Source organism: Coleofasciculus sp. H7-1 (assembly GCF_057473865.1).
The window spans coordinates 31,674-55,373 of record NZ_JBYCCT010000057.1; the positions used below are offsets into that span (position 1 = coordinate 31,674).

The window sequence follows — 23,700 nt, forward strand, 5'->3', positions numbered from 1 at the left end:
TTTTCTTTTTAATCAGCCCCCTTAGTAGCTACCTGCACCTTCTCGACGTTCCGGATATCCCCGATCCGGTGGGTTGTATGCTTGGGGCGTTTCAGTAGTAATGCTGAAAGCGGTTTTGGCGGTATTATTTTGAGAAGGATCTGAGTTGGCTTGAACAGATGGATTAACTGAAGCAATTAGCCCTAAAGTCAGTAAGGAAGTAAATACAAGGGAGAAATATTTTGTTTTCATGGCTCCCTCCGAGCGAGAAACAGTAGCTCACTTGAGCCGTAATGATTAATAGGTTGGTTTCTCAGGAGATATGCATTGTCAGAAGATAGACAAAGTTACTGAAGGGAGCATCCCACTTTGGCAAATATACCTTTACTGAGAGAATGTAGAGCCAAAAACACCAAGGTTCGCGTAGGCAAATATACCTCTGCTGAGAGAATGTAGAGTGAAAAACACCAAGGTTCGCGTAGTTCGCGTAGGTTGGGTTGAGGAACGAAACCCAACTTTGGCAAATATACCTTTGCTGAGAGAATGTAAAGCCAAAAACACCAAAGTTCGCGTAGGTTGGGTTGAGGAACGAAACCCAACAAAACATAAGCATTTGTTGGGTTTCGTTCCTCAACCCAACCTACAATTATTTTTAACCGAACCGTATTGGTTCAGATCCCCGACTTCGTAAGAGTTGCCCTAGGATATCGCCTTCACGAATCATTTAGGACTGCTATATGCAACTGATAACTAAAAGCTAAAAGTAGTACGAATTGCTCCTACAAAAATATCGTTATTTCTGGAAATGTGTCCGGGGTCAGTAACGATAAAAAAGCCTGGAGTTATGGATAGATTATCACTGACGCGAAAGCGATAAAAAACCTCGTAATGCAAGGAATTTCCATCATCTACGTCCTCAATTAGAAGACCTGCATTCAGCCTCGGCGGTTGACCAACTAGAAAAGCTAGCAAATCTCCTTGTCTGCCAAATGGATCGGAGAAGCCTAAAGAAAAAAGGTAAGTGGTGGTTAAAGCCAGTGCATCTGATTTTAGAGAATTGGTTAAAATTGCACCGCCCCAAGTCCCAAAGGTAATGTTAGGATTCAATCGCCATTGGAAAGTAGCGCTGACAGCATGAATTTGGGAAGGCTCATTGAAACCCCCAGAAACATCGGCATTATTGCTACCTGTAAAAGTATCTAATCGACCATCGCTGGAATAGGCATTTACATAAGCTAAACCAGTGATGATGCTGGAGCTGGGCTTAAGTAAAAGCTGTATTCCCAAAGCACTATGCTCCGATTTAAATAAACCTTCTTCGCCATTATTAGCATTTCTGGTGCCATAGGCAAATTGCAAGCGAACTTTATTTGAAAGCAACCAATCAAAGCCTACCCCAGCATCCAAATTCCCAATTTTAAAAACGGGATTTCCTCCCGCAAAACGCGAAATGGCTCCCTGTCCAGCATCAGAGTAAGGGGTATTAAGACTGAGAACACTGCTTAAGCTAAAGCCGACAGGTTTCAGGGTAAAAACAACGCGATCGCCAAAACCAGCAAATCGATATTCCAGCGAATTCAGCTCAATCTGATTGTCCAAATCTGCTTGATAAGAAAGCAGAGCCATATTGGTGTTGAGCGACTCAAAATTTGTAAAGCCACGATTAGCAAAATTACCCGTTGCTAATCCTAATCGCAGTACATCTTTACCTGTGAAAGAAGAAAGGAGTTGCAATTGTGTCAGATGAGTGAGAACGGTGTTACTTTCTCCTCTTCCGGGAGGGTCGCCTCCAGCAGCTGTTTGCAATCCTAAGATGACTTCTCCCCCCAGAACTGTAGTTGTAGAAAACTGGTGCGCTTCTAAGAAAGTAGTTCGAGCTTCCAGATTATCGATACGACCTCGTAAAGTAGCGAGTTCAGTCGCAAAATCTGTTTGGAGTTTTTGCAGTGTTTCTAAGTCTTCTTTACGGACTTTGTCGATTAAACTAGAAGCAGTTATTTCTCGAATTTTTTCCAAGGTTGCATTCAATCCAGCCGCAAATTCATAGCGACTTAAGGCACGGTTTCCCCGAAAAGTGCCATCTGGATAACCAGAGATTGCGCCATAACGTTCTACAAGCGATCGCAATGCCTGATACGCCCAGTCACTCGGTTGCACATCCGACAGTTGAAATACGGGTGTCACCTGCTCCATGCTGCTGTCAGGCGAACCTGGTTCCGGCTCCTGTACCTCATTCTGAGTGAGAAGATCGGGTGAGACTGGATCGGTAGCATTCGGCGCGATCGCTTCTTCTGAAGTCGCCTGCACGATTTCGTCGGTGCGTATTTCGTCAGCGCCAGATGAAATTGAGCTTGCAGTTACAGGAGTATTGTCTGCAATATCAATCGGTTGAACCGGTTCGCTTTTAGGCGTTCGTGATGAGGAGACGCGAGAAGACTGTTCTGGAGCGCTGGATACACCACTCTGCGGCAATACTAAGGGTGTAATCCGCCGCTCATTTTCCTCGGTTGCTGGAGAATCTCCAAGTGGGATTAGTCCATCAGTCGGATTTGCCGCGATCGCTGGTTTAGATAAAAATAAAGCTGATACTCCGAATAAGAATAAAAAATCTTTAGTGTCCACAATTTTACCTCACACCTGTTAATAGAAACGCAAATTTCTCTGCCCTGATAATCTGCTGAAAATTAGTTATCTATCAGGTGCAATCCCAGTTGTCAGCGTTCCCGGAAAAGAACTGCCGACATTAGGTTCTTTCCCTCCTACACCAAAAACCTGAATTTTAGTGACTGTACCATTAGCATTGATAACTGTGGCAGATGCATTATTGCCACTCAAACCAACCGAATTAGAGACACCAGCATTGTTATTAATTGTGGTGGATTGGGTATCGAAATCTACACTAATGCTGCTGACTGTTCCATTAGTAGCCGTAAAAGTAGCAGTATTTTCACCCGTTCTTGTGAAAACTCCAGTAGTGACGCTTGGGTTGAAAATCAAAACGGATGTTTTTCCTTTTTGTCCATCGAAATTGCTATCCCCACCAGTCAGGGCATCTCTTAAGAAAGTTGTTTCAAAACTACTGATTCTTCTCGCTTGATTTCTGACTGCTGCCAACGTACTAATCCGAACAATATTGAGTGTCTGCTGAACCGCATAAGACTCTTGAGCAACGATACTTTCTTGCCCCGGCCCCAGACCTGCTGCTAGCGTAATCGTGCTATAAAACCCCTGAAGGTCAAATTCTACTGGCTGTCCCACCCCGCCCGCTGAGGCGACTACAACCTGCCCCCCTTTCAAGGAAACGGGATTGCTGCCTGTAGGAGTCGCTATTGTTACACCATCAGTGAGGGCAAAATGTTGTGCCGTGTTAGTAGCAGCGTTGTACACGACCATGACTGCACTGCTACCCTGCGATGGTGACAGTGGTGCAGCGGGGGTTGCTGAGGTTGCTAACGACTGAAGCTGGATTGTACTGGTTGGCGTTTCCACAGTCGTCACTGCACTTCCGGGTGGATTAATCACTAAAGCAATGCCATCTTTCAGTTGTAATACTGTTTCAGTAGCAACGCGATTTGTGAGTTGAAAGCGGCGCAGACCTGGCTTAAATAGGAAGGTGGTACTCTGATCGATTCGCGCCAAAGAACCTTCATTAAAGAGTAGTTCCGCTCTCGCACGCGCCGCAGTCCTTAGGGCATCTCTAGGCGCTAATATATCCGCTTTTTTGGCAGGTCGGGCTGGCTTGTTTCTTAAGAATAGTTGGACATTATTTAACAGTTTGTAAACTTCAGCACGGGTGAGTTCATCTTGCTGAGCCAGTCCCGGAGCCATTCCAGACAGCCCTAGGAGACTGCTAATAATTAAACTTAGACTTAATGACCAAATCTGTCTTGCCATCGTTGCATACCTTGAATGATGAATTTAGGTCGGCTAAGTAAGGTGGGTAATGCCTACTAAATACGCAAATTATGAGTATTTTTACCCTACAACTACTGAGTAATTGCAATGGAAAAACTACTAAAAGTTTTCCAAATACTCAGTTAAAAAGTTAAACTTCTTTAACAAATAGAGAATACATCGCTTCCGCTCTTACTCAAGATATTATTGTAATTGTTTATACAAATATTCTCTGTAGATGAACGCGATGCTGCTCTCGCAGCCGCAACGCTTACGCATCACCGACTACTTCCTAATACATCCAATTCTTCATACAGCCGTTTCTTCGGGAATTCGGAAGATTTTAAAGAATCGAATGATATGCTCCTGACTGTCTGGGTGCTAAATTGAGCAAATAGCACAAGGCTGAGGCATATTCAGGTAAAGCAAGGATGGAAACTTTGAAAAGATTACGTGTAGCAGGGATTGTTTTGGTAATTATAGGCGGTTTCTTGCTCAATCCTGCTGACACGGGACTAGCGAATACAATTGCTTCTGATAACGCTATTTATCAGGAACGGCGCAACCATAGCTCAGAAGGGATTGGCAAGTTTTACATGGGTCGAGAAATCGCCAAAGTGATGGGACATGAGGGAGCATTTTGGCTGGAACGACCGAGTCGAGAAGCTGAGGAGCGACCTTCTAAAGTGGTGAATGCCCTCGACTTGAAACCCACTGATATTGTGGCAGATATCGGAGCCGGGACAGGATACATGAGCTTTCGCATTGCTCCCCTCGTGCCACAAGGAAAGGTGCTGGCGGTGGATGTTCAGCCGGAGATGCTCGATATGATTAATTTTATGAAAAAGGAGGAAAATATTACGAATGTTGAGCCGATTTTAGCTAGCATTAAAGACCCGAATCTGCCGACAGCAAGTGTTGATTTAGCGTTAATGGTGGATGCCTATCACGAATTTGAGTATCCCAGAGAAGTGATGGAAGCACTTGTGAAGGCGCTTAAACCAGGTGGACGTGTAGTTTTAGTTGAGTATCGTGGTGAAAATCCGTTTATTTTGATCAAAGCGCTGCACAAAATGACTCAGAAGCAAGTGCGTAAAGAAATGTCGGCGGTGGGTTTGCAATGGGTGGAAACGAAAAGCTTTTTACCTCAGCAGCATTTGATGGTGTTTCAGAAGTTGGAGGGATAATATAATTTTGGGCTTCTGCTGCTATAGCAATCCTACTTGATTTGTGAAATAGTCTTTTTTAACGAACCGCAGAGGACGCCAAGGACGCAGAGAAAAGAAATACGAATTATACAAATCAGTTAGGATTGCTATATATTTTATCCCGCTAACCCCCTTTTTAAGGGGGGTTGGGGGGATCGATCGAGGAAGTTGGAAGCTTACGATTTTCTACCAAACTTCGTTTTTAAATCGTTCAGTGTGGGTGATTTTTGCTGGGTGCGATCGCTTGTTTTTTTGACACTACTTCCACCGCTTACCTCGCCTGCTGATTTCATCGACAAACTAATGCGTTTCAATTGCTCGTTGACTTCCAGCACTCGCACTTTCACGACTTGTCCTACTTTGACAATTTGCTTTGGATCGTCTACAAATCGGTCAGAGAGTTGCGAAATATGCACCAAACCATCTTGGTGAACGCCGATATCGACAAACGCGCCAAAGTTGGCGACATTTGTCACAATACCTTCCAGTTCCATGCCAATTTGGAGATCCCTTATTTCTTTGACTCCCTCTCTAAAAGTGGCATACTTAAACTCGGCGCGGGGATCTCTTCCCGGTTTTTCCAGTTCGTTGATAATATCGCGCAGCGTCGGTTCGCCGACGGTATCGGTGACGTATTTCTTCAAGTTTGTTGACTTGAGTTTTTCTGCAACCTGCGTAATTTGCTCCAACGGCACATTTAAATCTTTAGCGATCGCTTGTACAACCCCATAACTCTCAGGATGCACGGCTGTATTATCCAAAGGATTTTCGCCAGCGCGAATCCGCAAGAAACCAGCCGCCTGTTCAAAGGCTTTTGGACCTAATTTTGGTACTTTCATAAGTTCCCTGCGGTTTTTGAATGCACCCTGCTTGTTGCGATAGGTGATGATATTTTTGGCAACCGTTGGAGTCATCCCGGAAACAACGGTCAAAAGTTCCTTCGAGGCGGTGTTCAAATCCACGCCGACATAGTTCACGCAACTTTCTACCGTCTCATCTAGCTTCGTTTTCAGTAATTTTTGATCGACATCGTGTTGGTACTGTCCGACGCCAATCGATTTGGGGTCAATTTTGACGAGTTCGGCTAAGGGATCTTGCAAGCGACGACCGATGCTGATAGCACCGCGAACGGTAATATCAAGATCGGGAAATTCTGCGATCGCTACATCACTAGCAGAATAAATCGATGCTCCCGACTCATTCACAATTACTTTAATCGGTTTGCGATCCATCGTCTTGAGAATTTCTGCAACGAACTCATCCGTCTCTCGTCCGGCGGTACCATTGCCGATAGCTATCAGTTGAATATTGTACTTTTCAATCAATTTCTTGAGAGTGCTGGCAGCCTTCAATCGCTGCTCGGCTGCTTGATGGGGAAAGACAGCCTGGTATTCTAAAAATTGTCCCGTCTCATCAAGAACGGCAACTTTGCAGCCAGTCCGAAATCCCGGATCGATTGCCAGCGTTGGCTTCATCCCCGCTGGACTCGACAGCAGCAACTCCCGCAAATTGTTTTCAAATGTCTTAATCGACTCGACATCTGCATAAGCTTTTCTATCAGCACGCACTTCGCTAATCAGGGAAGCTTTCATCAAACGGTTGAAGGCATCTTTGAGCATTCCCCGATAAAAATCTCTCACCGCCGGGACTTTCGTTTGAATTTCCTGCGACTCTAAATAGGACAGTACAACTTCTTCATCGAAGGAGAGTTCTAAGTTCAACACTTCCTCCGTCTCCCCTCGCAGCAGTGCCAGCAAGTTGTGCGGCGCAATATTTTTCACCGAAGCCTGGAAATTTCGGTACATCTCAAATTTGGTAGAACCTTCGGGATGATTATCTTTGATGTGCGAGACAAATACCCCTTCGTTCATCAAATAGTCGCGTAAATGCGATCGCACCTCAGCCTTCTCTGACACCGCTTCCGCCAGAATGTCAGAAGCACCTTTGAGCGCCTCCTCCACCGTCTTCACTCCCTTTCCTTCAGAAATATACTTTGCCGCCTCTTCTTCCAGGGATGCAGGCTTAGCAGTGCGATTGTTCAGCGACTTGATAAACTCTGCCAGGGGTTCCAGTCCTTTTTCCCTAGCGATGGTGGCGCGTGTCCGTCGCTTCGGTTTGTAGGGTAGATAAAGATCCTCTAGTTCGGTTTTTTGCACAGAGGATTCGATTTTAGCTTTCAGCTCATCGGTAAGTTTACCTTGGGATGCGATCGCTTCCAGTATCGCCGCCTTGCGCTCTTCCAGCTCCGTCAGGTATGTAAATCGCTCCGACAGGTTGCGAAGCTGGATTTCGTCCATTGTGCCAGTCCGCTCTTTCCGATAACGAGCAATAAAGGGAATGGTTGACCCCTCAGCGAAAAGTTCCAGCGCACTTTGCACCTGAGAAGGTTTGAGGGAAAGCTCTTGTGCCAGTAGTTGAGGAATGTTCAGCATAGCGTGTGAGTTCAGTCTGCCTTTCCAAGGATAAGCTGAGACTAACTAAGATAGTATCGCTCGTCTAAAGCAAGTAGGTATCCGCTCTTTCAGCAGCCACCATGACTACACCACTCCTAGACAAATCTACCCCACAGCCAGAGCAATTTGTCCGGCATGGTCTAACTTGGCAGCAATTTAAAACAATTCAAGCCAGTTTTGAGGATGTTCCAGGCGTTCGCCTCTCCTACCTCGATGGAACTTTTGAGCTTATGACTATTCGTGAACCCCATGAAGTTGTCAGCACTATCTTAGGAGTGCTGTTAGCGCTCTACTTTGCTGAAATCGGAATAAACGTTTATGGCACTGGTAGTGTCACCCTTGAAGCTGTGGAAAGCGCTTCAGTGGAACCGGATCTTTCCTATTATGTGGGAGGAACTGAGGGCAAAGACTACCCAGATTTAGCCATTGAAGTAGTCTATACCAGTGGGAATACTAAAAAACTAGAGAAATATAAGCGGTTTGGGGTTAGAGAAGTTTGGTTTTGGGAAAATGAACAGCTTTTTCTCTATCGCTTGCAAGAACAAGAGTATGAGCAAATTGCCCAAAGTGAGTTTTTCCCCGATTTAAATCTAGCTTTGTTGTTGCGGTGTAGCCTGATTCATTTGCGGGAGAAGAATATGACACAAGCAATGACAGAGTTTATTAAGGAAATTCGTGTTAATAATTAGTAAATAGCAGTTTAAGGGAGTTAAGAATGACTATTTTAGCTGTCCAAATTTTTGAAGAGTTGGCTAAGGCGACTTGGGAGCGAATCCAATTTGGTGAAAAGTTGGGCTGCCGTCAAGGAGAAGAGACTATTACTGATATCAATATTCTTGACTTAAAACGTGCTAGACTTTGCGAAGTTTTTATACCAAAAATCAATAAAGGAACAGAGTCACAAACTGGCATAGATTGGGAATGGTGGATAGGCTCTGACCAGAGAGGTTGGTGGCGTTATGCAGTCCAAGCTAAAAAAGTTGATATTGACCAAAAATATGGAAAACTTAGACATAAAATTGGAAAATTTCACCAAAAAAGATTTCAAATTGACATCCTTGAGAGTTATGCCCAGGGGAACAATTGTATTCCGCTTTACTGCTTATACAATTTTATTGATGATAATAACCTTCAAAAATACTGGCATTGTAATCTTAACTATGATAAATTTCAGTTCGGATGTACAGTTGTGCCTGTAGATGTTATTTGAAAGGCATTTGAATCCGGAGAAAAAAAAACGTTTCAATTTGTGCATTCCCATGAGCCGGTTTTGCCTTGGCGCTGCTTAGTTAAATGTCCGTTAATACTCTCCGCGTGTCATGGTGAACTACATCCTCTTGCAAATGGTATATATGCCGATGTTTATTCGTATGATACACTCCCTTCATTCTTCAGCCAGGAAGCTAGAGAAGAAGCTAGAGAAGGAAATATGATAGAACTCTCAAATGATTTTTATAACCGTCAACTTGAAATTTATCCGAAACGAATCCTGATTATTAAAGTTGATAATGAAGCTTGAGGTAATCTCTCGCTCGCTTTTACCCTGTCAACCTAGACAAAACTTTATAAAAGTTGCAGAAATAAGGGATATTAACTTTACCCCAGCGTCAATAATCCTGCTGTAAAATCCGCTACTAACCGCCGCTGTCTTAAACAAGGCGCACCCATAAGACTTTCCCTAAATGCAGCTCCAGCAACGACTTCAATGGTAAATTCCTCTCCATCCAATACCACTTTTCCCAAGTAGGTATCGAGAGTAGTTTCACCCATTGCAGTTACTATTTTGCGTCTACCGATGCGACTCCATCCAAGACCTTGTAAATCCTGGTCGTTAATTGCTAGCCACTGAGTCGAACCTGTATCCAGTAGTGCCGTTATCGGTAAAATTTCGCCATTGGCAGCAATTAAATCAATTTCAAAAAATAACTGACCTATTTCATCAAACTCGCCTTGGATCATACCCGTCCGGCAACTCCTGTCTCGTTGAGGCGAAAAGTAAAAAATAAAGCTTGCGGGTGTTTCTCAAGTGCTATTTGTAAAGCAGCCATGCTATCTTGTGCGATAAAGTAGTCCTCACTGTCAGGTTCAATGATGATAAACCAGTTGTAGTGGTCTTTAATCAATTCAGGTCGAACTCGCTCAAAAATCAATCGACAACGCTCGTCAAATATTTGGTCTTCAGCTTCTTTCTTAACTCGTTTTTCTGGAGATATGGTAAGTTCTGGGAATATTCTGCCGCGTCGTGCTTGGCGCTTAGATTGTTGCTGTGTCATATTTTTATATGCTAATATTTATGGGAATAATATCATAAATTCAGTCTTTAGTTTAGAGATTTTTAAATAAATATATAAAAGCGATCGCTTGTATTTTCCAAAAGAGCGATCGCTTACTTTTAGCAGCAGCCTTTCTTAGCGGTTTAAACAGCTTGTAGGTGCTTTTTTAAGTTGATTGTGGCGATAAAAACCATTTAAGTTAAGTAAAGCAGAACGATAGCGAATCCTTCTGACATTGTTACTGCCAGAGCTATTAACTCTGCCCATTACAGTAGCTCTCGCAACTTTCAAGTAACCTTGATTATCCCAATTAACCAATTTAGTGCCTGAGGAGTTTGGCGGTGGATTTTGCCGACCAATATCTCCGACCAATTCTATAGCTTGACCGCTAACAGTTTTCTTATTAACTGCGCCGCTAACACAGGCGGTTACTTCGCCAAAAGTTTTGGTATCGTAGAGGTTTCCGACTAGGCGATTTCCTTTCTTACTAAATACATAACAATGACCTAAATCTACACCCTGCTGATCCCCGGTGCCTGAAGGTGGTTTGCTACAAAAGGTGTAGTTACCATTTGGTAAACTTTGAATAGACGTAGTGGGAGTTGGGGTTGAAGTGCTGGATGCGATCGCTGTGATTTTAAACGGTGTAGCTGCCCAACGTTCAGTAGGATAGATTTCTTTTACTTCACCACTAAATACGATGGCTTTCCCTTCAGCTTTGAAGGCATCGGGAAGATTACAAGTGGCATATCTTGTGCCATCGTTTCCTTCACTCACAATGACATAAGTGTCACCAATTAGTGTCACCTTGCCCTTTTGGTTTTTCACAGTCTCCACTGTTTTTCTATTGTCATAGCTGCATTTAGAAGAAAGCTGTGCCAAGGGTGATGATTGTGATATTGTGACTGCCTGGGTTGATTCTGAAGATTGAGCGATCGCTATGACGTGTTGCCCATAGAACATTGTTCCCCAAATGGTGAGGAATAAGCTAAAAAATAGCATTGATTTGCGGCTATTACTCATTTTGATTCTTGTTGCTAAACTAATGGTATACAACACCAATATAAAAAGCGTTTCCGAAAAATTTGGTTTGATTGTGTGTCAATATTTGAACTGACATAAGGGATTGAGTTTTACATTCGGGGAAATAAAATTGCCCTGTAACAGAAAAAAAACTGCATACGTAGGTTTTAAATCCATTTGTAGAGACGCTTTCATTTCGTGTCTCTACAATCCGCGCCGACAGACTTTGTTTGTGGAGTTGCGAATTATATTCGCCGGGATTTATTTTCATTTTATCCTGGCTCGTACATCTGTTTATGCTTCGCTAAAAGCTGTAGATACTTCTCATTCATCTTGGCTTGCATCCATTTTTCTTTAAAGATTGCCGCCGATTCAGCTTTCACTGGGTCTACTTCATGGGGTAAAATATCTTTCCTTGCCTGAAGTTGGGCTTCTTTAGAGGTTTCTTTTTGAGGATTGCTCTTATATTTCCTGCCACTTTTATGATTGGCATATCTGCGCGATCGCGTATAACCCATTTGTAAAAACTTCCGCGCCATATCCGCACCGACAAAATCATCTCGATCGAGGTAATCTAGAAACATCTGGTAGACTTTTTCGCTAGATTCTCTGGCAATTTCCGGAGTTTTGAAGCGCCAGTAGGGAAGGATTTCCGATTTGTAGGGTTCTACCAAAAGCACTCCCTGTTCGCCCTTGCCAACTCGATAAAGTTCAGGAGAAGAGCGAAAATCGATTGCCTTAAAATCTAAAGTGTAATCAAAGGGCATGATAATTTTTATTTTAAATAATAGACTTAAAGAAAAAAGTCTGGCTTCTATCGAAAGTAACCAAAGGAGTCCTTTCTGCCATGCTATCTAGCCTCCAATCCGTCAACACTGCCCTTTCCCCAGGCGATCTGCGTCGAGTCCACCACATTGCCTTGAATGTCCACGATCTGCAAGCTTCCCGGCACTTCTACGGGGGTATCCTGGGTTTGTACGAACTTACGGGTGAAGAAGTGCCAACCACACTGCGATCGCTTGTAGCATCGGGCAAAGTTACCAACTTTGTCACCCCCGATGGCACCGTCCTCGACTTGTTTTGGGAACCGGATCTGCCACCACCAGACAATGACCCCGATCGCGCTTTTACCCGCGCCAATCACCTCGCCTTTGACATCAACCCGCAGTTGTTCGATCGGGCAGTCGAGGTGCTAAAACAAAATCAAGTGCCCATCGATCGTGGCCCAGTCAGCCGTCCCACCGGACGAGGCATTTATTTTTACGACCCGGATGGATTCCTGGTTGAAATTCGCTGCGATCCAGAAGAAACTAAAGGGGAAAGTATCTAATGGGAGTGTGCAACCAGTGCAACTAATTAAGGTGATGGAGGAGGCGTTAAACAAGCCTCCGATCGAATTTGAACCACACAAGCACACGCTGAAAGCTTGGGTTATGTATTGTCTTAGAGACAGAGGCTTTAAAGTGGTTTATGCGGAAAAAGCGGATTTTGCCGTTGAAACTCGCGGCGGAGAGAAGTTCTATTTTAAAGTGACAAATAGTGCAGATAATTTAGACGGGAAATCTGGCTGGATTGTGTTGGATGACTCAACCAACAGCGTCAGCATAACTGCACCTCAACAGTAAGTAGGCGGATGCAATTAAATTGAAGATGTTCGTAGGGAATGGTTGACGCTCTTGAAACCCAACACCTGCACGGGTTACGCGATCGCTAACCACTACTACACATAATTAATCCCACCTACTTAGTTGTGTTGATTGTATTAAAATTTACTGCTTTGTCCTGGCGAGAGGAACTACCTTATCTACATCTTGTGTGTAATGAATCACCAAGACACCAAGGCAACAGGCGATCGCTTTCAGGAAAAATCTACCTTCGTAGGGAGGTTGAAGGCTAGGCGATCGCTGAGCATAGTATCAGCACTTTAAAATTTTCTATTGTGTCGATTTAAGGAAAAAAACCATGATGGGAACGTTTTTTACCTGGATGGCTACAGCTCTTAGCCTGCTGATTGTTGATTTAGTTGTTCCAGGTGTTGATATTGTTACATTTCCCGCTGCTTTAATTGCTGCTGTGGCGATTGGTCTCGTCAATGCCGCAGTTAAGCCGACTCTATCCTTCCTAGCGCTGCCGCTTAACTTTGTCAGCTTAGGAACGTTTTCGCTCGTCGTTAATGGGATCTGCTTTTGGTTGGCTTCAATTTTGGTTCCAGGATTTGGAATGCATGGAATCTTAGCTTTTCTGTTGGCACCCGTCGTCCTGTCTTTTGCGAATACTTTCATCAGCAAATATTTTGCTGAGAGAAATTTGGGTCAACTAAGCGGCAGCAGTAGTGACCTAAAAACTGGAGCTTAATCTCTATCAATAGAAGTAGAATTGAGTGGGGAATTGAAAGGAGGAAAGCTAGATGCTGTTCCTCCTTTTTTATTTGGGAAGCTATAAAGATGAATGCCGTTTTGTATACCATCTATCCAACCGAAGATAATTCGTTAGGAGGAGGTTTTCAATTACTTGATTTAGGAAAATAGAAGTAATAAGAGTTTAAATAAGAAAGTTGAAGTAGCCTCATGAAATTACTCCGAATTCTTGCTGGTCTTCTCGTGCCTCCTTTAGGCATTTTTCTGACAGTTGGTGTGGGTCCAACTTTATTCATTAACATTTTGCTTACGCTTCTGGGTTGGCTTCCCGGTAGTATTCATGCAGTTTGGGTAATCGTGAAGCACGAAGAAAGAATGGATAGAGAAGGCGTATACTAAGCCAACGTTAGTTAGACGCTTCTATCCTTTGTATCTGTAGTGGTGGGGATAGAACTGAGAGACTATCCAATTCTCGAATGTGTAGCCTCCCCTGGCTGACTGACAAATCTTTCCGTGTAGGTTGGGTTGAGCGGGAGCGAAACCCAAAGAACGACTTTTCAAGAGTTTTGGAGAGTCTTGCAGGTAGGCTCCCTTTGAGTTCACGTTCCCCAGCAGTGGTGCAGTTTGTTGGGTAACGCTATCGCTCTACCACTCCCTACGATTTTTATTCATGTTTCAGGAGTTTTGGATAGTCTTTCCGAGGGTTAGAGTCTATCTTCAGCGCTGGTTGCGCGACAAAAGCCTACTAGAAGTTTAAAAATTGAGTTTCAAAAAACAGAACCGGCTAAGTCTTAGCCGGTTCTGTTTTAATTAATGGTGAGAATCTTTAGAAGTCTCCGATTTACTAACAGGTTCCTTTTCTCGAATCGCATCTGCTGCTGTTCGTAACAACTCACTCAAGATTTGCCGTACCTGACGCTCTTTTTTAGCGATCGCTACCCCAGCATCACCCAGTTTTTCTTCAACTTGCGATCGCTTTTGTTCTACCTGTTGCACCATTACTTCAGCTTGAGGACGAGAACGATTGTACCAGTGCTTAGCCTCTTCCAGGTACTCTTTCACGTCCTCAGCGCGTCCCCCGTAACGTGCAGCTAAATTCGCTCGGAGAATCGCTAGTTGAGCTTGCAGTTGAGCGTAGCGCTCTCTCAGCGATGCTACCTCTTCACTGTTTTGGAGGCTATTAATCGCCGATTCAAGGGCAGTTTTGGTAGAAGGCGATGTATCTTTGCTTGTTTCTTCAATGTCTATCAGCAGTTTATCAATGTCTTGCTGGAGTTCATTTTCTTCGTTATCGAGTTGAGCCTGTAGCTGTTTAACCTCTGCTTGAGTTTTCGCAATATTTTGATGCCTTAGATGGCTAAACCCTTCAACCGCTCCCTCAATGGTAGCCGTGACTTCTTCTTTGAGTTCGCCACCTTTTTCTTGCAAGTTCTCCAAGACGACGGAAACCGCATCTTTAACAATTGAGCGAAGTTCGCTGGAACCTTCTTTAAACTCCGAACCTACCTGAGATACAGCAGCTTGAACAATTTCTCGAATTCGCTCTGCTCTTAACTGTCCAGTTTCTTTGGCTTGATGGAGATCGGTTCTAATTTGTTCTTTGATCTTATTATTAGGCATTTTCTTCCTCGCTTTGTAGTAGTTGATTTAGATGGAGCTTTAATTAAACTACTTGTAGAAGCTTTCTAGCAAAAAAAGAGCTTAGAATGCTCTTCCTATATAGTGGCGCAATCGCTTCAAAATCGGTACTTCCTTTAGGTAGAAAAGTTCCAATTTTGGATTGGCTAACTTGCGAGAGGGAAAGCAGCGGCGATCGCCCAACCGAAAAACAAGGCACTCCCCAGGGCATAACTCCACGTTTCGTTAAGCTGAGCGGCAGCAAAGGAGAAAATTGCCATAAATAGCGGAAATAACGGCAGCAAGAGGTAAATAAAGCTGAGTTGAGGCAGCAGGTAAAGCACCAAAATAAAGCCTCCCACCAGCGCCACACTTTGTCCCAGCCACCACGCCACCCGTTTGAATATCCCAGCATCTTGTTGTGCTACCCCCGACGCCAAGAACCAGGGAAGACAAGCCAGCGACAACAAAGGCCAGAGTTTTAGACGTGCTGGAATCAGCCACCACTGAACCCAAACTACCTGCGCGATCGCTCCAAAAGCTACCCAAAGTAGTCCAAACAGTGCCAATCCTAGCCCTACCGCTCGAATTGTGGGGCGCGGTAAACGAGAGAGGATACCCAGCCAAACCACACCTGCGATCGAGAACCAAATCCCCATTGCACCGCCAACCAGCAAGCCACCCAAGCTATCAATGTTGCCCCCACGACTGAGCAACAGGAGTCCACCACTTGCCACAAGTGGGGCTAAAAGTAAACCGAATCCCCTAACCTTCTTGCCGACAAGAATCACTCTTCGCCCTTCTCCTGGTAGGAGAGGGGTTGGGGGAGAGGTTAACTCAGATGGATTAGGTTGTAAAGGTGTTTTGCGATCGCGCGACGGCGAAGCCAGAACCGGGGAAATTGCGAAAAGTAACAGCAGCCATGCCACCAGATGCAAGCCATACCAAGCCATCCGGCGGTCAACATAGTTACTGCTGCTTGACACCCCAAAAGTAGCATCCAGCCATTTTCGGGCGGCTTGGTGGCTGACATTTCGCAAGAGAATGGTGATGTGTTCCGCGTTTGGGATGACGATCAGCGATCGCGCCCTTCCCTCAGCAAAGTTATCATTTTCTCCCCCCGCCGCCGCCAGCAACCGCTGGGCATTCGTCACAAATCCACCTTCCCAACTCCCTGCTTGTAGCTGAAGATTGCGCGGGACAGAAGGCGTGACCCTCGCACCCGTCGGCGAGATGGCAACGGTTGCCGCAAAGCGGTCGGGATTGCGGATACCCGCCGACATCACCGCACCACTACCCATTGAGTGCCCCAGTAGCGCCAAGCGGCTGGGATCGACCTCTGGTTGCTCCAACAGGGCAGCATAAGCCACATTCAGGTCTTGCTGAAGTGTATCGCGCTCTAGGGGTGCTGGATTTGCCCCATGTCCGCCGAAATCCCACAGCATCACGGCATACCCCGCGTGCGCCAAAACGTGCGCGTAGCCCAGCATTAACTGCTTAGAACCCGCATAGCCGTGCGCCACTAATACACCGGGTATTTTCTCAGAATTTTGTGGTGCGACGTACAGCATCGGCAACCCTTTGTCTGAGAATGTTCGCGTCACCAATCCAGTCCGCGCCGCCGCCACCCCCCACCAGGAAAGCGCAATCAGCAACAGCGCCAAGATTGTTAAAAATAAGCGCTTGCGAGTCATATCAATCCTTAACTCCGGAGTTAGGCTTATGGTGATAACCCTTGATATGATGCATCAGATTGCGTCAGAGAAACTCAGAGTTTTAGCGATCGCAGCACCCCCAATATCAATGGAGACTCAATTATGTGGCTGATAACGATTAATTGTTCGGGCGATGCTTGGAAACGGTATGCGAATGACTTTAAGGCGATCGCAGACAAGTATCACAGCACTTGTGTCTCTTCCAAAAAAACGCCAGATGGTCAGCGCTTCATGGAATACAAGGTTGAAGATGTAGGAGACGCCGAATCTTTCCAAGACGAGTGTTTAAGTCTTGAAGGATTCACGGCTTCCTTTGAATCACTTTGACATCGGTGCTTTTGGTCGCTGGCTTTTCAGAATCATTCCCCCAATTCCCACCCGCCGCTTCAGCTTCAAATTAGGAAGTCAAGAAAGAAGCCCAAGCTTATGTTTAGAGTCATCACCCGTGAATTTTCTCAAGAGTTTGAAAGATGGACGGACGCATTAAATACAGCTAAGTCGCTGCAACCAAAATGTAAGAGTCTGTTTCAAGACATCCGCATTTTTGATGGGAAAGAACTTGTATGGGTGTACAGCCGTTCTCACACTTATCCTCAATATATTGGCGCTGGCACCTATAACCGATTGGCACGCTTATTTCTTCAGGAAGCTACAGAAAACGACGAAGTTGATGGAGACACCGATCCATAAAATAGTGGATTGCCACTGGTTATTAATTTAATCGAAACCGAGGAAAATTACCTTGAGGAAGCTACTAACCGTCCTACTGCTAACATTCACTATGCTAATTGCCTTTAGCATTCCAGCTTTAGCCGCAGATACTGCCAACGGTGCCAAAATCTTTAGCGTCAACTGTGCTGGTTGTCATCTCAACGGCGGCAATATCATCAGACGAGGGAAGAATCTGAAACTCAAAGCATTAAAAAGAAATGACATGGATAACGTGGATGCGATCGCGTCTATCGTCGCCAATGGCAAAAACAATATGTCCGCCTATAAAGACCGCTTAACCGAACCAGAAATCCAAGCTGTTTCCGCTTACGTGTTAGAACAAGCTGAAAAAGACTGGCGTTCTTAACATACCAGCCAATTCACAAAGAATCGTCTTTGCCTTAACTAAATTTACCTTCTTGGCAGCTTTAGGGAATTACAGAATTGTCTAAAAATTCTACATCTCCAGTTGGTGGAATATCTTCGACATTATACAAACCTGTCTCTAAGGTTTCTGCAATCTCCCATGCCGTATCTATATCTTCAGCTTCGAGCATTCTGACAACTCGACGTTCGGAACCGGTTCTGTCATAGATGGCATAAAAAGTCTTCAGCGATTCTGGTTGGTTCGTTGTCATAATTGTTAATAAGCTTTTCTTTTCAAACTTTACCAAAATAACCCTAACAAAGCATCAAAATGAACTTACCCGAATCAAGCAGACTGCAATTTACCCCAGATTTGAATATTTGCCGCGTACTGAATGGAATGTGGCAAGTGTCAGGCGCACACGGACGAATTAACTCAAAAGCTGCGATCCAAAGTATGTTTGATTACATGGATGCAGGCTTCACAACTTGGGATTTAGCCGACCATTATGGTCCCGCCGAGGACTTTATTGGCGAGTTCCGGCGACAATTGGTAGAAACTCGTGGTAGAGAGGCGCTGTCTAACTTGCAAGCTTTTACAAAATGGGTGCCAAGACCCACTAAAATGACGCGCAAGTTGGTTGAAGATAATATTAATATTTCCCTCAGAAGGATGGGAGTTGATTCCTTAGACTTGATGCAGTTTCACTGGTGGGATTACCGCGATAAAAACTACTTGGATGCGCTCAAGTATATGGCGGAACTCCAAGATGAGGGAAAAATCAAGCATCTAGCTTTGACAAATTTTGATACAGAACGCCTGAAAATTATTACCGAGGCAGGGATCAAAATTGTGTCCAATCAGGTGCAATTTTCTATTATCGATCGCCGTCCTTTAGTTAACATGGTGCAATTTTGTCAAGAGAACGACATCAAGCTTTTTGCTTATGGGACACTCTGCGGCGGCTTGCTGTCAGAAAAGTACCTGGGACAACCAGAACCGCGAGGGGAAGAACTGAAGACTGCTAGCTTGCGAAAATACAAGAATATGGTGGATACGTGGGGTGGTTGGAGTTTATTTCAAGAGTTACTTTTTGGGCTTCAAGAGATTGCCCAGAAGCACGCGGTAAATATCTCTAATGTGGCGGTGCGTTATATTCTGGAGCAGTCAGCAGTAGCCGGTGCAATCGTCGGCGCACGGTTAGGAGTGTCGGAGCATATCGAAGACAATGCCAGGGTGTTTGATTTGATACTGGATGCAGAGGATGATAAGCGAATGAATGCGATCGCTCAACAATCGCACGATCTATACCAGCTCATCGGTGACTGCGGCGACGAATACCGACGATAAGCAGCAACTTCGCTACGGTTAACCACCCTGTAAGGGTAGCTGATTTTTTTCTTAAGATTCGGATAACCAGGACGATTCAGCCCAAACACGTTTACGAACAAATCACCTATGAGTGCAAACGCCATTGTTATTGATAACCCGTTACTCATCGGCAAAGGGCTGCCCCCATTTGATGCCATCAAGCCGGAACACATCGTTCCGGGGATGACGCAGCTACTGGCTGAACTAGAACAGGAACTTGCCACCCTAGAAACCCAGGTAGAGCCGACTTGGAGCGGTTTAGTCGAACCACTCCAACAACTGGTAGAACGTTTAACCTGGAGTTGGGGCATTGTCGGTCATTTGATGGCTGTGAAGAATAGCCCCGAACTGCGCGAAGCTCAAGAAACCGTGCAGCCAAAAGTGGTGCAGTTTTCCAATAAGCTGAACCAAAGTAAGCCGCTGTATGAAGCATTTAAGGCACTGCAAAATAGCGATCGCCCAGATAGCCTGGAATCAGCCCAAAAGCGTATTGTAGAATCAGCGATCAAAGATGCCGAACTTTCCGGTATTGGGTTGGAAGGAGAAAAGCGCGTAGGCGAAGCCCTTTCGGAGAAAGCTCGCTTTAATGCCATTCAACTGGAATTAGCAGAACTTTCCACTAAGTTTGGCAACCACGTCCTTGACGCCACCAAAGCGTTTAGCTTGACGCTGACTAGCAAAGACGAAGTTGACGGCTTACCGTCCAGTTTAATTAGTCTAGCCGCTCAAACTGCCCGTGCTGCTGGCGAAGAAAACGCCACCCCTGAAAATGGCCCCTGGCGCATCACTCTGGATTTTCCCAGCTTTGGTCCTTTCATGCAGCACAGCACTCGTCGGGACTGGCGCGAAAAGCTTTATAAAGCCTATATCAGCCGTGCATCGAGTGGCAAGTTGGATAACACCCCACTCATTGAGCGCATTTTGCAACTGCGACAAGAAAAGGCAAAGCTACTCGGTTTTGACAGTTTTGCCGAGTTAAGCTTAGCCCGAAAAATGGCTCCCAGCGTTGAGGCAGTGGAGGCGCTGCTAGAAGAACTGCGCGGCGCTAGTTATGATGCTGCCAAGAAGGAATTAGAAGAATTAAAAGCTTATGCTGCTAGTAAAGGAGCCGCAGAAAGCAGCGACTTGAAGCACTGGGATATCAGTTTTTGGTCGGAACGCCAGCGGGAAGAAAAGTTCGCCTTCAGTGCAGAAGAGTTACGCCCTTATTTCCCGCTACCGCAAGTGCTAGATGGGCTATTCAGCCTCGTAAAGCGGTTATTTGGCATTACCGTCACGGCGGCTGATGGTCAAGCCCCAGTGTGGCATCAGGATGTGCGTTACTTCCAGATTGCCGATGAAACGGGCAATGCGATCGCTTATTTCTATTTAGATCCTTTCAGCCGTCCAGCCGAAAAGCGCGGCGGTGCCTGGATGGATGAGTGCCTAGTCCGTGCCAAAATTATCGAAGCTGGCACGCCCACCACACGCTTACCCGTCGCCTATTTGGTCTGCAACCAAACCCCCCCAGTCGATGGCAAACCCAGCCTGATGACCTTTGGCGAAGTAGAAACCTTATTTCACGAGTTCGGTCACGGGTTGCAACATATGCTAACCAAGGTAGATTATCCTGGGGCGGCAGGCATCAACAATGTGGAATGGGATGCTGTAGAATTACCCAGCCAGTTCATGGAAAACTGGTGCTATGACCGACCCACTTTGATGGGAATGGCGAAGCACTACGAAACAGGCGAAACCTTACCAGAGCATTATTACCAAAAGCTTTTGGCAGCACGCAACTACATGAGCGGTACTGGCACCCTGCGGCAATTGCACTTTAGCTTAGTTGACATCGAACTCCACCATCGCTATCAACCGGGTGGGAATGAAACTGTGGCTGATGTGCGGAACCGCATTGCCAAAACCACGACAATTTTGTCCCCTCTGCCAGAAGACGCCTTTTTATGCGGGTTTGGACATATCTTTGCTGGCGGCTATGCGGCGGGTTATTACAGCTACAAATGGGCTGAAGTTCTCAGTGCTGATGCCTTTGCAGCTTTTGAAGATGCTGGCTTAGAAGATGAGACGGCTGTAGCTTCTACAGGTAAGCGCTTCCGCGATACCGTATTGGCGTTGGGTGGTAGCTTGCACCCGATGGAAGTGTTCAAGTCCTTCCGGGGACGCGAACCGAGTACCGAACCTTTACTGCGGCATAGCGGCTTAGCCGTGGCGTCGCGTTAAGGAACCATTTCGCCTGGAGTAGAAATCCCATCCTGTAGAGACGTAGAATTTCGCGTCTCTACAATTCCTGATATTTTGCACATTCTTTGTGTATTCAGGACTTACGCAACATCACCACATAGTAAGGGCAACCACAGGGGGATTGAACCCGAAAAAACGCTATATGTATAAGCTTTGCGTAAGTCCTGGTATTAACAAAGCTCAGTCATCCGACTTGAAAATTTTGCTGAGTTTTATAAAATTGATGCTTGCATAGAAGCCAGGATTAGCGAATGCAGTCTAAAGTTGTTGTTGGGAATGCTCATAGTGAAGGTGCAGTTTTATAAAATTGATGCTTGCATAGAAGCCAGGATTAGCGAATGCAGTCTAAAGTTGTTGTTGGGAATGCTCATAGTGAAGGTGCAAGTCGTTCTGGTTGGTTTCTCGGTCATTTTATAAACCCAACCGATGACATTCGTTCGACTTCCAGCCTAGAAGTAAAATGGGGGATTCACCCAGCAGGAGACGGCAGATCCGAGTGGGCAATGAACGCGGAAGCAACTACACTTTCTGTCCTGATTCAAGGACGATTTCGCCTTCAATTTCCAGAGCAAGAAGTCTTACTGTCTCGTGAAGGTGACTACGTTCTCTGGTCTCCAGGTGTGCCCCATTCTTGGTCTGCTGAGTCAGATTGTACCATTCTAACTGTCCGGTGGCCCTCGAAGTCAGGAGATAGTGTAGCAGTTAGCTGATTGCTGAAAAAGAAGGCTGCATGATAACCTAACTTACCCCCTGAGGATTTAAATCTTTAGCTAATAGCTTAATTCGGCTTAAACTCACATCTTGCACCAGTCGCATTACCCGCCTGGGGTTTAAACCCCAGGCTAATAGCTCAAGTCCACTTTAGTGGACTGAAGTTCTTCCCCAGTCCATTTTAGTAGAGTTAATAGCTTCAGTCGACTTTAACTCACATCTTGCACCAGTCGCATTACCCGCCTGGGGTTTAAACCCCAGGCTAATAGCTCAAGTCCACTTTAGTGGACTGAAGTTCTTCCCCAGTCCACTTTAGTGGACTTGAGCTATTAGCCCGGAACTTGAGTTCCGGGCGGGATTGGCTAGACTTGAGCTAAGTAGATGGAGCTAATTATTTGTAGGATGAGGAGAGGGATAGCAAAACTCATAAAACCCATACCCATTTTGGGTTACAGATAAGCAAACAGGGCTTTCGCATTCGGGAATACATATCTGAAATTACCCACTATATTTTCGCCCGAATGCGAAAGCCCCTACATTATCCAATTTCTAAAGGCACAGGGCGCAATCTTCCTGCTACTTCAACACTAGGAAAATTTGGATCGAAAGTTAGATTTTCCAATCCATTGTCGAGAATTACAAAAGTATCTTCAATCTTTGCACCTGGTAAACTTGGATTCCAAGCTACAGCCATGTTTTCTTCTAAGGTGTCATTAGTCTTTGGATTTGCCACAACTTCTCTAGCCAAATATCCCGTAGTTCCACCCTGATGATGTTCGCGCATGGCATTATGATATCCATGCTTTTGATAAGTATTGGCTAAAGTGTCATAAACTGCATTCAGAGCGATTCCAGGCTTTAAAAAATTCAAGACTTCCGCTTCAATTTGGCGAACATCACCGTGCAGTTTGGCGTGTTCATCGGACGCACCAAATGAGACAAATCGGGTAAGATTCGCATACAAACCATGTCTTCTCGCGCAAAATACCAGCATCGCTTGCCGTCCAATCTCTTCGCCAGTGGCGGTAGCATGACGGTACAGCGGCAAACGCCTCTCGCCAGCTACTAGAGTTAGCGCTGGATGTATCCCCCTCGCCCACAACGCCTCGGCACCCGCACCGGCAAGCTGATATTCTGTCCAATCCGGCTTAGCGGCTTTGAGTACCTCTGTCATCGCTTCGCTTGCCTGACGCCCTAGCTGGCGATATCGCTCCAGCTCACTTGACATCAGGGTGCGTTTATGCTGTTGTAGAGATGCGGGTAATCGCTTTTCGACGTGAGGGATGGAGCGAGCAGGGCTAGGAGCGCTAACGCTGGGGCGATCGCTTAAAATTTCCCCTCCATTGGTCGCCTCGCGCACAAAAGACTCCCGCTTTTGTGCATCTGCCCAAGGATTGACGTAAAACTGGAAATTTCCGGGTATTTCCTCATCTTTTAACCGTTGCGCTTCGATTTCATCGGTTAATATCCAGGCATCTTCGGCAGTCACCAGCACTTCTGCAACTCCAGTTTCAGCCGTCAGCAGTACGGTGTTGGAACCGCCAGCAGTCGCCCAGGCGAACCAATCTGTGCCGCGCAATCGCAAACCCTGCGCTTCAGCTTCCGTTAAGGCGTTTCGGATTAACTCTAGCTTCTGAGAGACTTCTTCACTAAGTTGATTCATAACTCACCTTTTACACCAAAAAACCCCTCTCCGTTTCGGGGAGGGGAACCGGAGTTCTTCCCCGTATAAAAATATTTATTCCGCTTCCCTTTCCTGTTAGGAGAGGGTTAGGGAGAG

At 45.5% G+C, this 23,700-nt stretch carries 25 protein-coding genes; 13 read left to right on the plus strand and 12 right to left on the minus strand.

Annotated elements, in window-relative coordinates:
- Positions 1-21: 21 nt before the first annotated feature.
- The 3 genes from AC2VDX_RS14605 to AC2VDX_RS14615 form a co-directional block, all read right to left on the minus strand.
- A complete protein-coding gene (locus tag AC2VDX_RS14605; protein ID WP_378182177.1) occupies positions 22-231 on the minus strand; it encodes a hypothetical protein in 210 nt (69 codons plus the stop codon).
- Between the two features lie 498 nt (positions 232-729).
- Positions 730-2,601 (minus strand): iron uptake porin, encoded by a 1,872-nt coding sequence (locus tag AC2VDX_RS14610; protein WP_378182174.1) that lies wholly within the window; start codon positions 2,599-2,601, stop codon positions 730-732.
- 66 nt (positions 2,602-2,667) lie between these two features.
- On the minus strand, positions 2,668-3,873 hold the full coding sequence (locus AC2VDX_RS14615; protein ID WP_378182171.1) for a hypothetical protein: 1,206 nt from the start codon (positions 3,871-3,873) through the stop codon (positions 2,668-2,670).
- A gap of 431 nt (positions 3,874-4,304) precedes the next feature.
- Between AC2VDX_RS14615 and AC2VDX_RS14620 the strand changes: the two genes are divergently transcribed.
- Positions 4,305-5,060 (plus strand): class I SAM-dependent methyltransferase, encoded by a 756-nt coding sequence (locus AC2VDX_RS14620; protein ID WP_378182168.1) that lies wholly within the window; start codon positions 4,305-4,307, stop codon positions 5,058-5,060.
- Between the two features lie 197 nt (positions 5,061-5,257).
- Here the strand turns inward: AC2VDX_RS14620 and AC2VDX_RS14625 are convergent, their stop codons facing one another.
- Positions 5,258-7,513 carry a Tex family protein gene (locus tag AC2VDX_RS14625; protein ID WP_378182165.1) on the minus strand — a complete coding sequence of 752 codons (2,256 nt, stop codon included), beginning with the start codon at positions 7,511-7,513 and terminating at the stop codon, positions 5,258-5,260.
- 101 nt (positions 7,514-7,614) lie between these two features.
- Here AC2VDX_RS14625 and AC2VDX_RS14630 point away from each other — a divergent pair, with 101 nt between their 5' ends.
- On the plus strand, positions 7,615-8,223 hold the full coding sequence (locus AC2VDX_RS14630; RefSeq protein ID WP_378182162.1) for a Uma2 family endonuclease: 609 nt from the start codon (positions 7,615-7,617) through the stop codon (positions 8,221-8,223).
- 26 nt (positions 8,224-8,249) lie between these two features.
- On the plus strand, positions 8,250-8,744 hold the full coding sequence (locus tag AC2VDX_RS14635; protein WP_378182159.1) for a DUF6615 family protein: 495 nt from the start codon (positions 8,250-8,252) through the stop codon (positions 8,742-8,744).
- 386 nt (positions 8,745-9,130) lie between these two features.
- Here AC2VDX_RS14635 and AC2VDX_RS14640 read toward each other — a convergent pair whose 3' ends face one another.
- The 4 genes from AC2VDX_RS14640 to AC2VDX_RS14655 all read right to left on the minus strand — a co-directional run bounded on the left by AC2VDX_RS14640 (position 9,131) and on the right by AC2VDX_RS14655 (position 11,597).
- Positions 9,131-9,493: an aspartyl protease gene (locus AC2VDX_RS14640; RefSeq protein ID WP_378182156.1), complete on the minus strand. Its 363-nt coding sequence runs from the start codon at positions 9,491-9,493 to the stop codon at positions 9,131-9,133.
- Positions 9,490-9,807: a hypothetical protein gene (locus tag AC2VDX_RS14645; protein ID WP_378182153.1), complete on the minus strand. Its 318-nt coding sequence runs from the start codon at positions 9,805-9,807 to the stop codon at positions 9,490-9,492. The genes AC2VDX_RS14640 and AC2VDX_RS14645 overlap by 4 nt, the downstream gene beginning before the upstream one ends.
- 135 nt (positions 9,808-9,942) lie before the next feature.
- Complete coding sequence (locus AC2VDX_RS14650) at positions 9,943-10,830, minus strand: hypothetical protein (protein ID WP_378182150.1); 888 nt, start codon at positions 10,828-10,830, stop codon at positions 9,943-9,945.
- Positions 10,831-11,102: 272 nt separating this feature from the next.
- Positions 11,103-11,597, minus strand: coding sequence for a DUF4385 domain-containing protein (locus AC2VDX_RS14655; protein WP_378182147.1), 495 nt, complete (start codon positions 11,595-11,597; stop codon positions 11,103-11,105).
- Positions 11,598-11,677: 80 nt separating this feature from the next.
- Between AC2VDX_RS14655 and AC2VDX_RS14660 the strand changes: the two genes are divergently transcribed.
- The 4 genes from AC2VDX_RS14660 to AC2VDX_RS14675 all read left to right on the plus strand — a co-directional run bounded on the left by AC2VDX_RS14660 (position 11,678) and on the right by AC2VDX_RS14675 (position 13,586).
- Positions 11,678-12,160, plus strand: coding sequence for a VOC family protein (locus tag AC2VDX_RS14660; protein WP_378182144.1), 483 nt, complete (start codon positions 11,678-11,680; stop codon positions 12,158-12,160).
- Between the two features lie 16 nt (positions 12,161-12,176).
- The gene (locus AC2VDX_RS14665) at positions 12,177-12,455 is read left to right on the plus strand and encodes a hypothetical protein (RefSeq protein WP_378182141.1); all 279 of its coding nucleotides are present in this window, start codon (positions 12,177-12,179) and stop codon (positions 12,453-12,455) included.
- 337 nt (positions 12,456-12,792) lie between these two features.
- Positions 12,793-13,185: a phage holin family protein gene (locus tag AC2VDX_RS14670; protein ID WP_378182138.1), complete on the plus strand. Its 393-nt coding sequence runs from the start codon at positions 12,793-12,795 to the stop codon at positions 13,183-13,185.
- 212 nt (positions 13,186-13,397) lie between these two features.
- Complete coding sequence (locus tag AC2VDX_RS14675; protein ID WP_378182134.1) at positions 13,398-13,586, plus strand: YqaE/Pmp3 family membrane protein; 189 nt, start codon at positions 13,398-13,400, stop codon at positions 13,584-13,586.
- A 411-nt stretch (positions 13,587-13,997) separates the two neighbouring features.
- On the opposite strand, the gene AC2VDX_RS14680 is transcribed toward AC2VDX_RS14675, so the two are convergent.
- Together AC2VDX_RS14680 and AC2VDX_RS14685 are read right to left on the minus strand one after the other, a co-directional pair.
- Positions 13,998-14,807: a histidine kinase gene (locus AC2VDX_RS14680; protein ID WP_378182131.1), complete on the minus strand. Its 810-nt coding sequence runs from the start codon at positions 14,805-14,807 to the stop codon at positions 13,998-14,000.
- 164 nt (positions 14,808-14,971) lie between these two features.
- Complete coding sequence (locus AC2VDX_RS14685; RefSeq protein WP_378182129.1) at positions 14,972-16,498, minus strand: alpha/beta fold hydrolase; 1,527 nt, start codon at positions 16,496-16,498, stop codon at positions 14,972-14,974.
- 123 nt (positions 16,499-16,621) lie between these two features.
- Here AC2VDX_RS14685 and AC2VDX_RS14690 point away from each other — a divergent pair, with 123 nt between their 5' ends.
- The 3 genes from AC2VDX_RS14690 to petJ all read left to right on the plus strand — a co-directional run bounded on the left by AC2VDX_RS14690 (position 16,622) and on the right by petJ (position 17,597).
- Complete coding sequence (locus tag AC2VDX_RS14690) at positions 16,622-16,846, plus strand: hypothetical protein (protein ID WP_378182126.1); 225 nt, start codon at positions 16,622-16,624, stop codon at positions 16,844-16,846.
- A 99-nt stretch (positions 16,847-16,945) separates the two neighbouring features.
- Complete coding sequence (locus AC2VDX_RS14695) at positions 16,946-17,209, plus strand: hypothetical protein (RefSeq protein ID WP_378182123.1); 264 nt, start codon at positions 16,946-16,948, stop codon at positions 17,207-17,209.
- Between the two features lie 52 nt (positions 17,210-17,261).
- Positions 17,262-17,597, plus strand: coding sequence for a cytochrome c6 PetJ (gene petJ / locus AC2VDX_RS14700; RefSeq protein ID WP_378182120.1), 336 nt, complete (start codon positions 17,262-17,264; stop codon positions 17,595-17,597).
- Positions 17,598-17,658: 61 nt separating this feature from the next.
- Here the strand turns inward: petJ and AC2VDX_RS14705 are convergent, their stop codons facing one another.
- A complete protein-coding gene (locus AC2VDX_RS14705; protein ID WP_378182117.1) occupies positions 17,659-17,868 on the minus strand; it encodes a hypothetical protein in 210 nt (69 codons plus the stop codon).
- A gap of 59 nt (positions 17,869-17,927) precedes the next feature.
- On the opposite strand from AC2VDX_RS14705, the gene AC2VDX_RS14710 reads away from it, so the two are divergent.
- The 3 genes from AC2VDX_RS14710 (at position 17,928) to AC2VDX_RS14720 (ending at position 21,919) form a co-directional block, all read left to right on the plus strand.
- On the plus strand, positions 17,928-18,947 hold the full coding sequence (locus tag AC2VDX_RS14710; protein ID WP_378182114.1) for an aldo/keto reductase: 1,020 nt from the start codon (positions 17,928-17,930) through the stop codon (positions 18,945-18,947).
- A gap of 108 nt (positions 18,948-19,055) precedes the next feature.
- Positions 19,056-21,188, plus strand: coding sequence for a M3 family metallopeptidase (locus AC2VDX_RS14715; protein WP_378182111.1), 2,133 nt, complete (start codon positions 19,056-19,058; stop codon positions 21,186-21,188).
- 359 nt (positions 21,189-21,547) lie between these two features.
- A complete protein-coding gene (locus tag AC2VDX_RS14720) occupies positions 21,548-21,919 on the plus strand; it encodes a cupin domain-containing protein (RefSeq protein WP_378182108.1) in 372 nt (123 codons plus the stop codon).
- Positions 21,920-22,458: 539 nt separating this feature from the next.
- On the opposite strand, the gene AC2VDX_RS14725 is transcribed toward AC2VDX_RS14720, so the two are convergent.
- On the minus strand, positions 22,459-23,583 hold the full coding sequence (locus AC2VDX_RS14725) for a M24 family metallopeptidase (RefSeq protein ID WP_378182105.1): 1,125 nt from the start codon (positions 23,581-23,583) through the stop codon (positions 22,459-22,461).
- Positions 23,584-23,700: the final 117 nt, after the last annotated feature.

Bases quoted from the DNA above. Each gene is read 5' to 3' on its own strand.
- AC2VDX_RS14605 (WP_378182177.1), bottom strand. From the start codon at position 231: ATGAAAACAAAATATTTCTCCCTTGTATTTACTTCCTTACTGACTTTA.
- AC2VDX_RS14615 (WP_378182171.1), bottom strand. From the start codon at position 3,873: ATGGCAAGACAGATTTGGTCATTAAGTCTAAGTTTAATTATTAGCAGT.
- AC2VDX_RS14620 (WP_378182168.1), top strand. From the start codon at position 4,305: ATGGAAACTTTGAAAAGATTACGTGTAGCAGGGATTGTTTTGGTAATT.
- AC2VDX_RS14625 (WP_378182165.1), bottom strand. From the start codon at position 7,513: ATGCTGAACATTCCTCAACTACTGGCACAAGAGCTTTCCCTCAAACCT.
- AC2VDX_RS14630 (WP_378182162.1), top strand. From the start codon at position 7,615: ATGACTACACCACTCCTAGACAAATCTACCCCACAGCCAGAGCAATTT.
- AC2VDX_RS14635 (WP_378182159.1), top strand. From the start codon at position 8,250: ATGACTATTTTAGCTGTCCAAATTTTTGAAGAGTTGGCTAAGGCGACT.
- AC2VDX_RS14640 (WP_378182156.1), bottom strand. From the start codon at position 9,493: ATGATCCAAGGCGAGTTTGATGAAATAGGTCAGTTATTTTTTGAAATT.
- AC2VDX_RS14645 (WP_378182153.1), bottom strand. From the start codon at position 9,807: ATGACACAGCAACAATCTAAGCGCCAAGCACGACGCGGCAGAATATTC.
- AC2VDX_RS14650 (WP_378182150.1), bottom strand. From the start codon at position 10,830: ATGAGTAATAGCCGCAAATCAATGCTATTTTTTAGCTTATTCCTCACC.
- AC2VDX_RS14655 (WP_378182147.1), bottom strand. From the start codon at position 11,597: ATGCCCTTTGATTACACTTTAGATTTTAAGGCAATCGATTTTCGCTCT.
- AC2VDX_RS14660 (WP_378182144.1), top strand. From the start codon at position 11,678: ATGCTATCTAGCCTCCAATCCGTCAACACTGCCCTTTCCCCAGGCGAT.
- AC2VDX_RS14670 (WP_378182138.1), top strand. From the start codon at position 12,793: ATGATGGGAACGTTTTTTACCTGGATGGCTACAGCTCTTAGCCTGCTG.
- AC2VDX_RS14675 (WP_378182134.1), top strand. From the start codon at position 13,398: ATGAAATTACTCCGAATTCTTGCTGGTCTTCTCGTGCCTCCTTTAGGC.
- AC2VDX_RS14680 (WP_378182131.1), bottom strand. From the start codon at position 14,807: ATGCCTAATAATAAGATCAAAGAACAAATTAGAACCGATCTCCATCAA.
- AC2VDX_RS14685 (WP_378182129.1), bottom strand. From the start codon at position 16,498: ATGACTCGCAAGCGCTTATTTTTAACAATCTTGGCGCTGTTGCTGATT.
- AC2VDX_RS14690 (WP_378182126.1), top strand. From the start codon at position 16,622: ATGTGGCTGATAACGATTAATTGTTCGGGCGATGCTTGGAAACGGTAT.
- AC2VDX_RS14695 (WP_378182123.1), top strand. From the start codon at position 16,946: ATGTTTAGAGTCATCACCCGTGAATTTTCTCAAGAGTTTGAAAGATGG.
- AC2VDX_RS14705 (WP_378182117.1), bottom strand. From the start codon at position 17,868: ATGACAACGAACCAACCAGAATCGCTGAAGACTTTTTATGCCATCTAT.
- AC2VDX_RS14710 (WP_378182114.1), top strand. From the start codon at position 17,928: ATGAACTTACCCGAATCAAGCAGACTGCAATTTACCCCAGATTTGAAT.
- AC2VDX_RS14715 (WP_378182111.1), top strand. From the start codon at position 19,056: ATGAGTGCAAACGCCATTGTTATTGATAACCCGTTACTCATCGGCAAA.
- AC2VDX_RS14720 (WP_378182108.1), top strand. From the start codon at position 21,548: ATGCAGTCTAAAGTTGTTGTTGGGAATGCTCATAGTGAAGGTGCAAGT.
- AC2VDX_RS14725 (WP_378182105.1), bottom strand. From the start codon at position 23,583: ATGAATCAACTTAGTGAAGAAGTCTCTCAGAAGCTAGAGTTAATCCGA.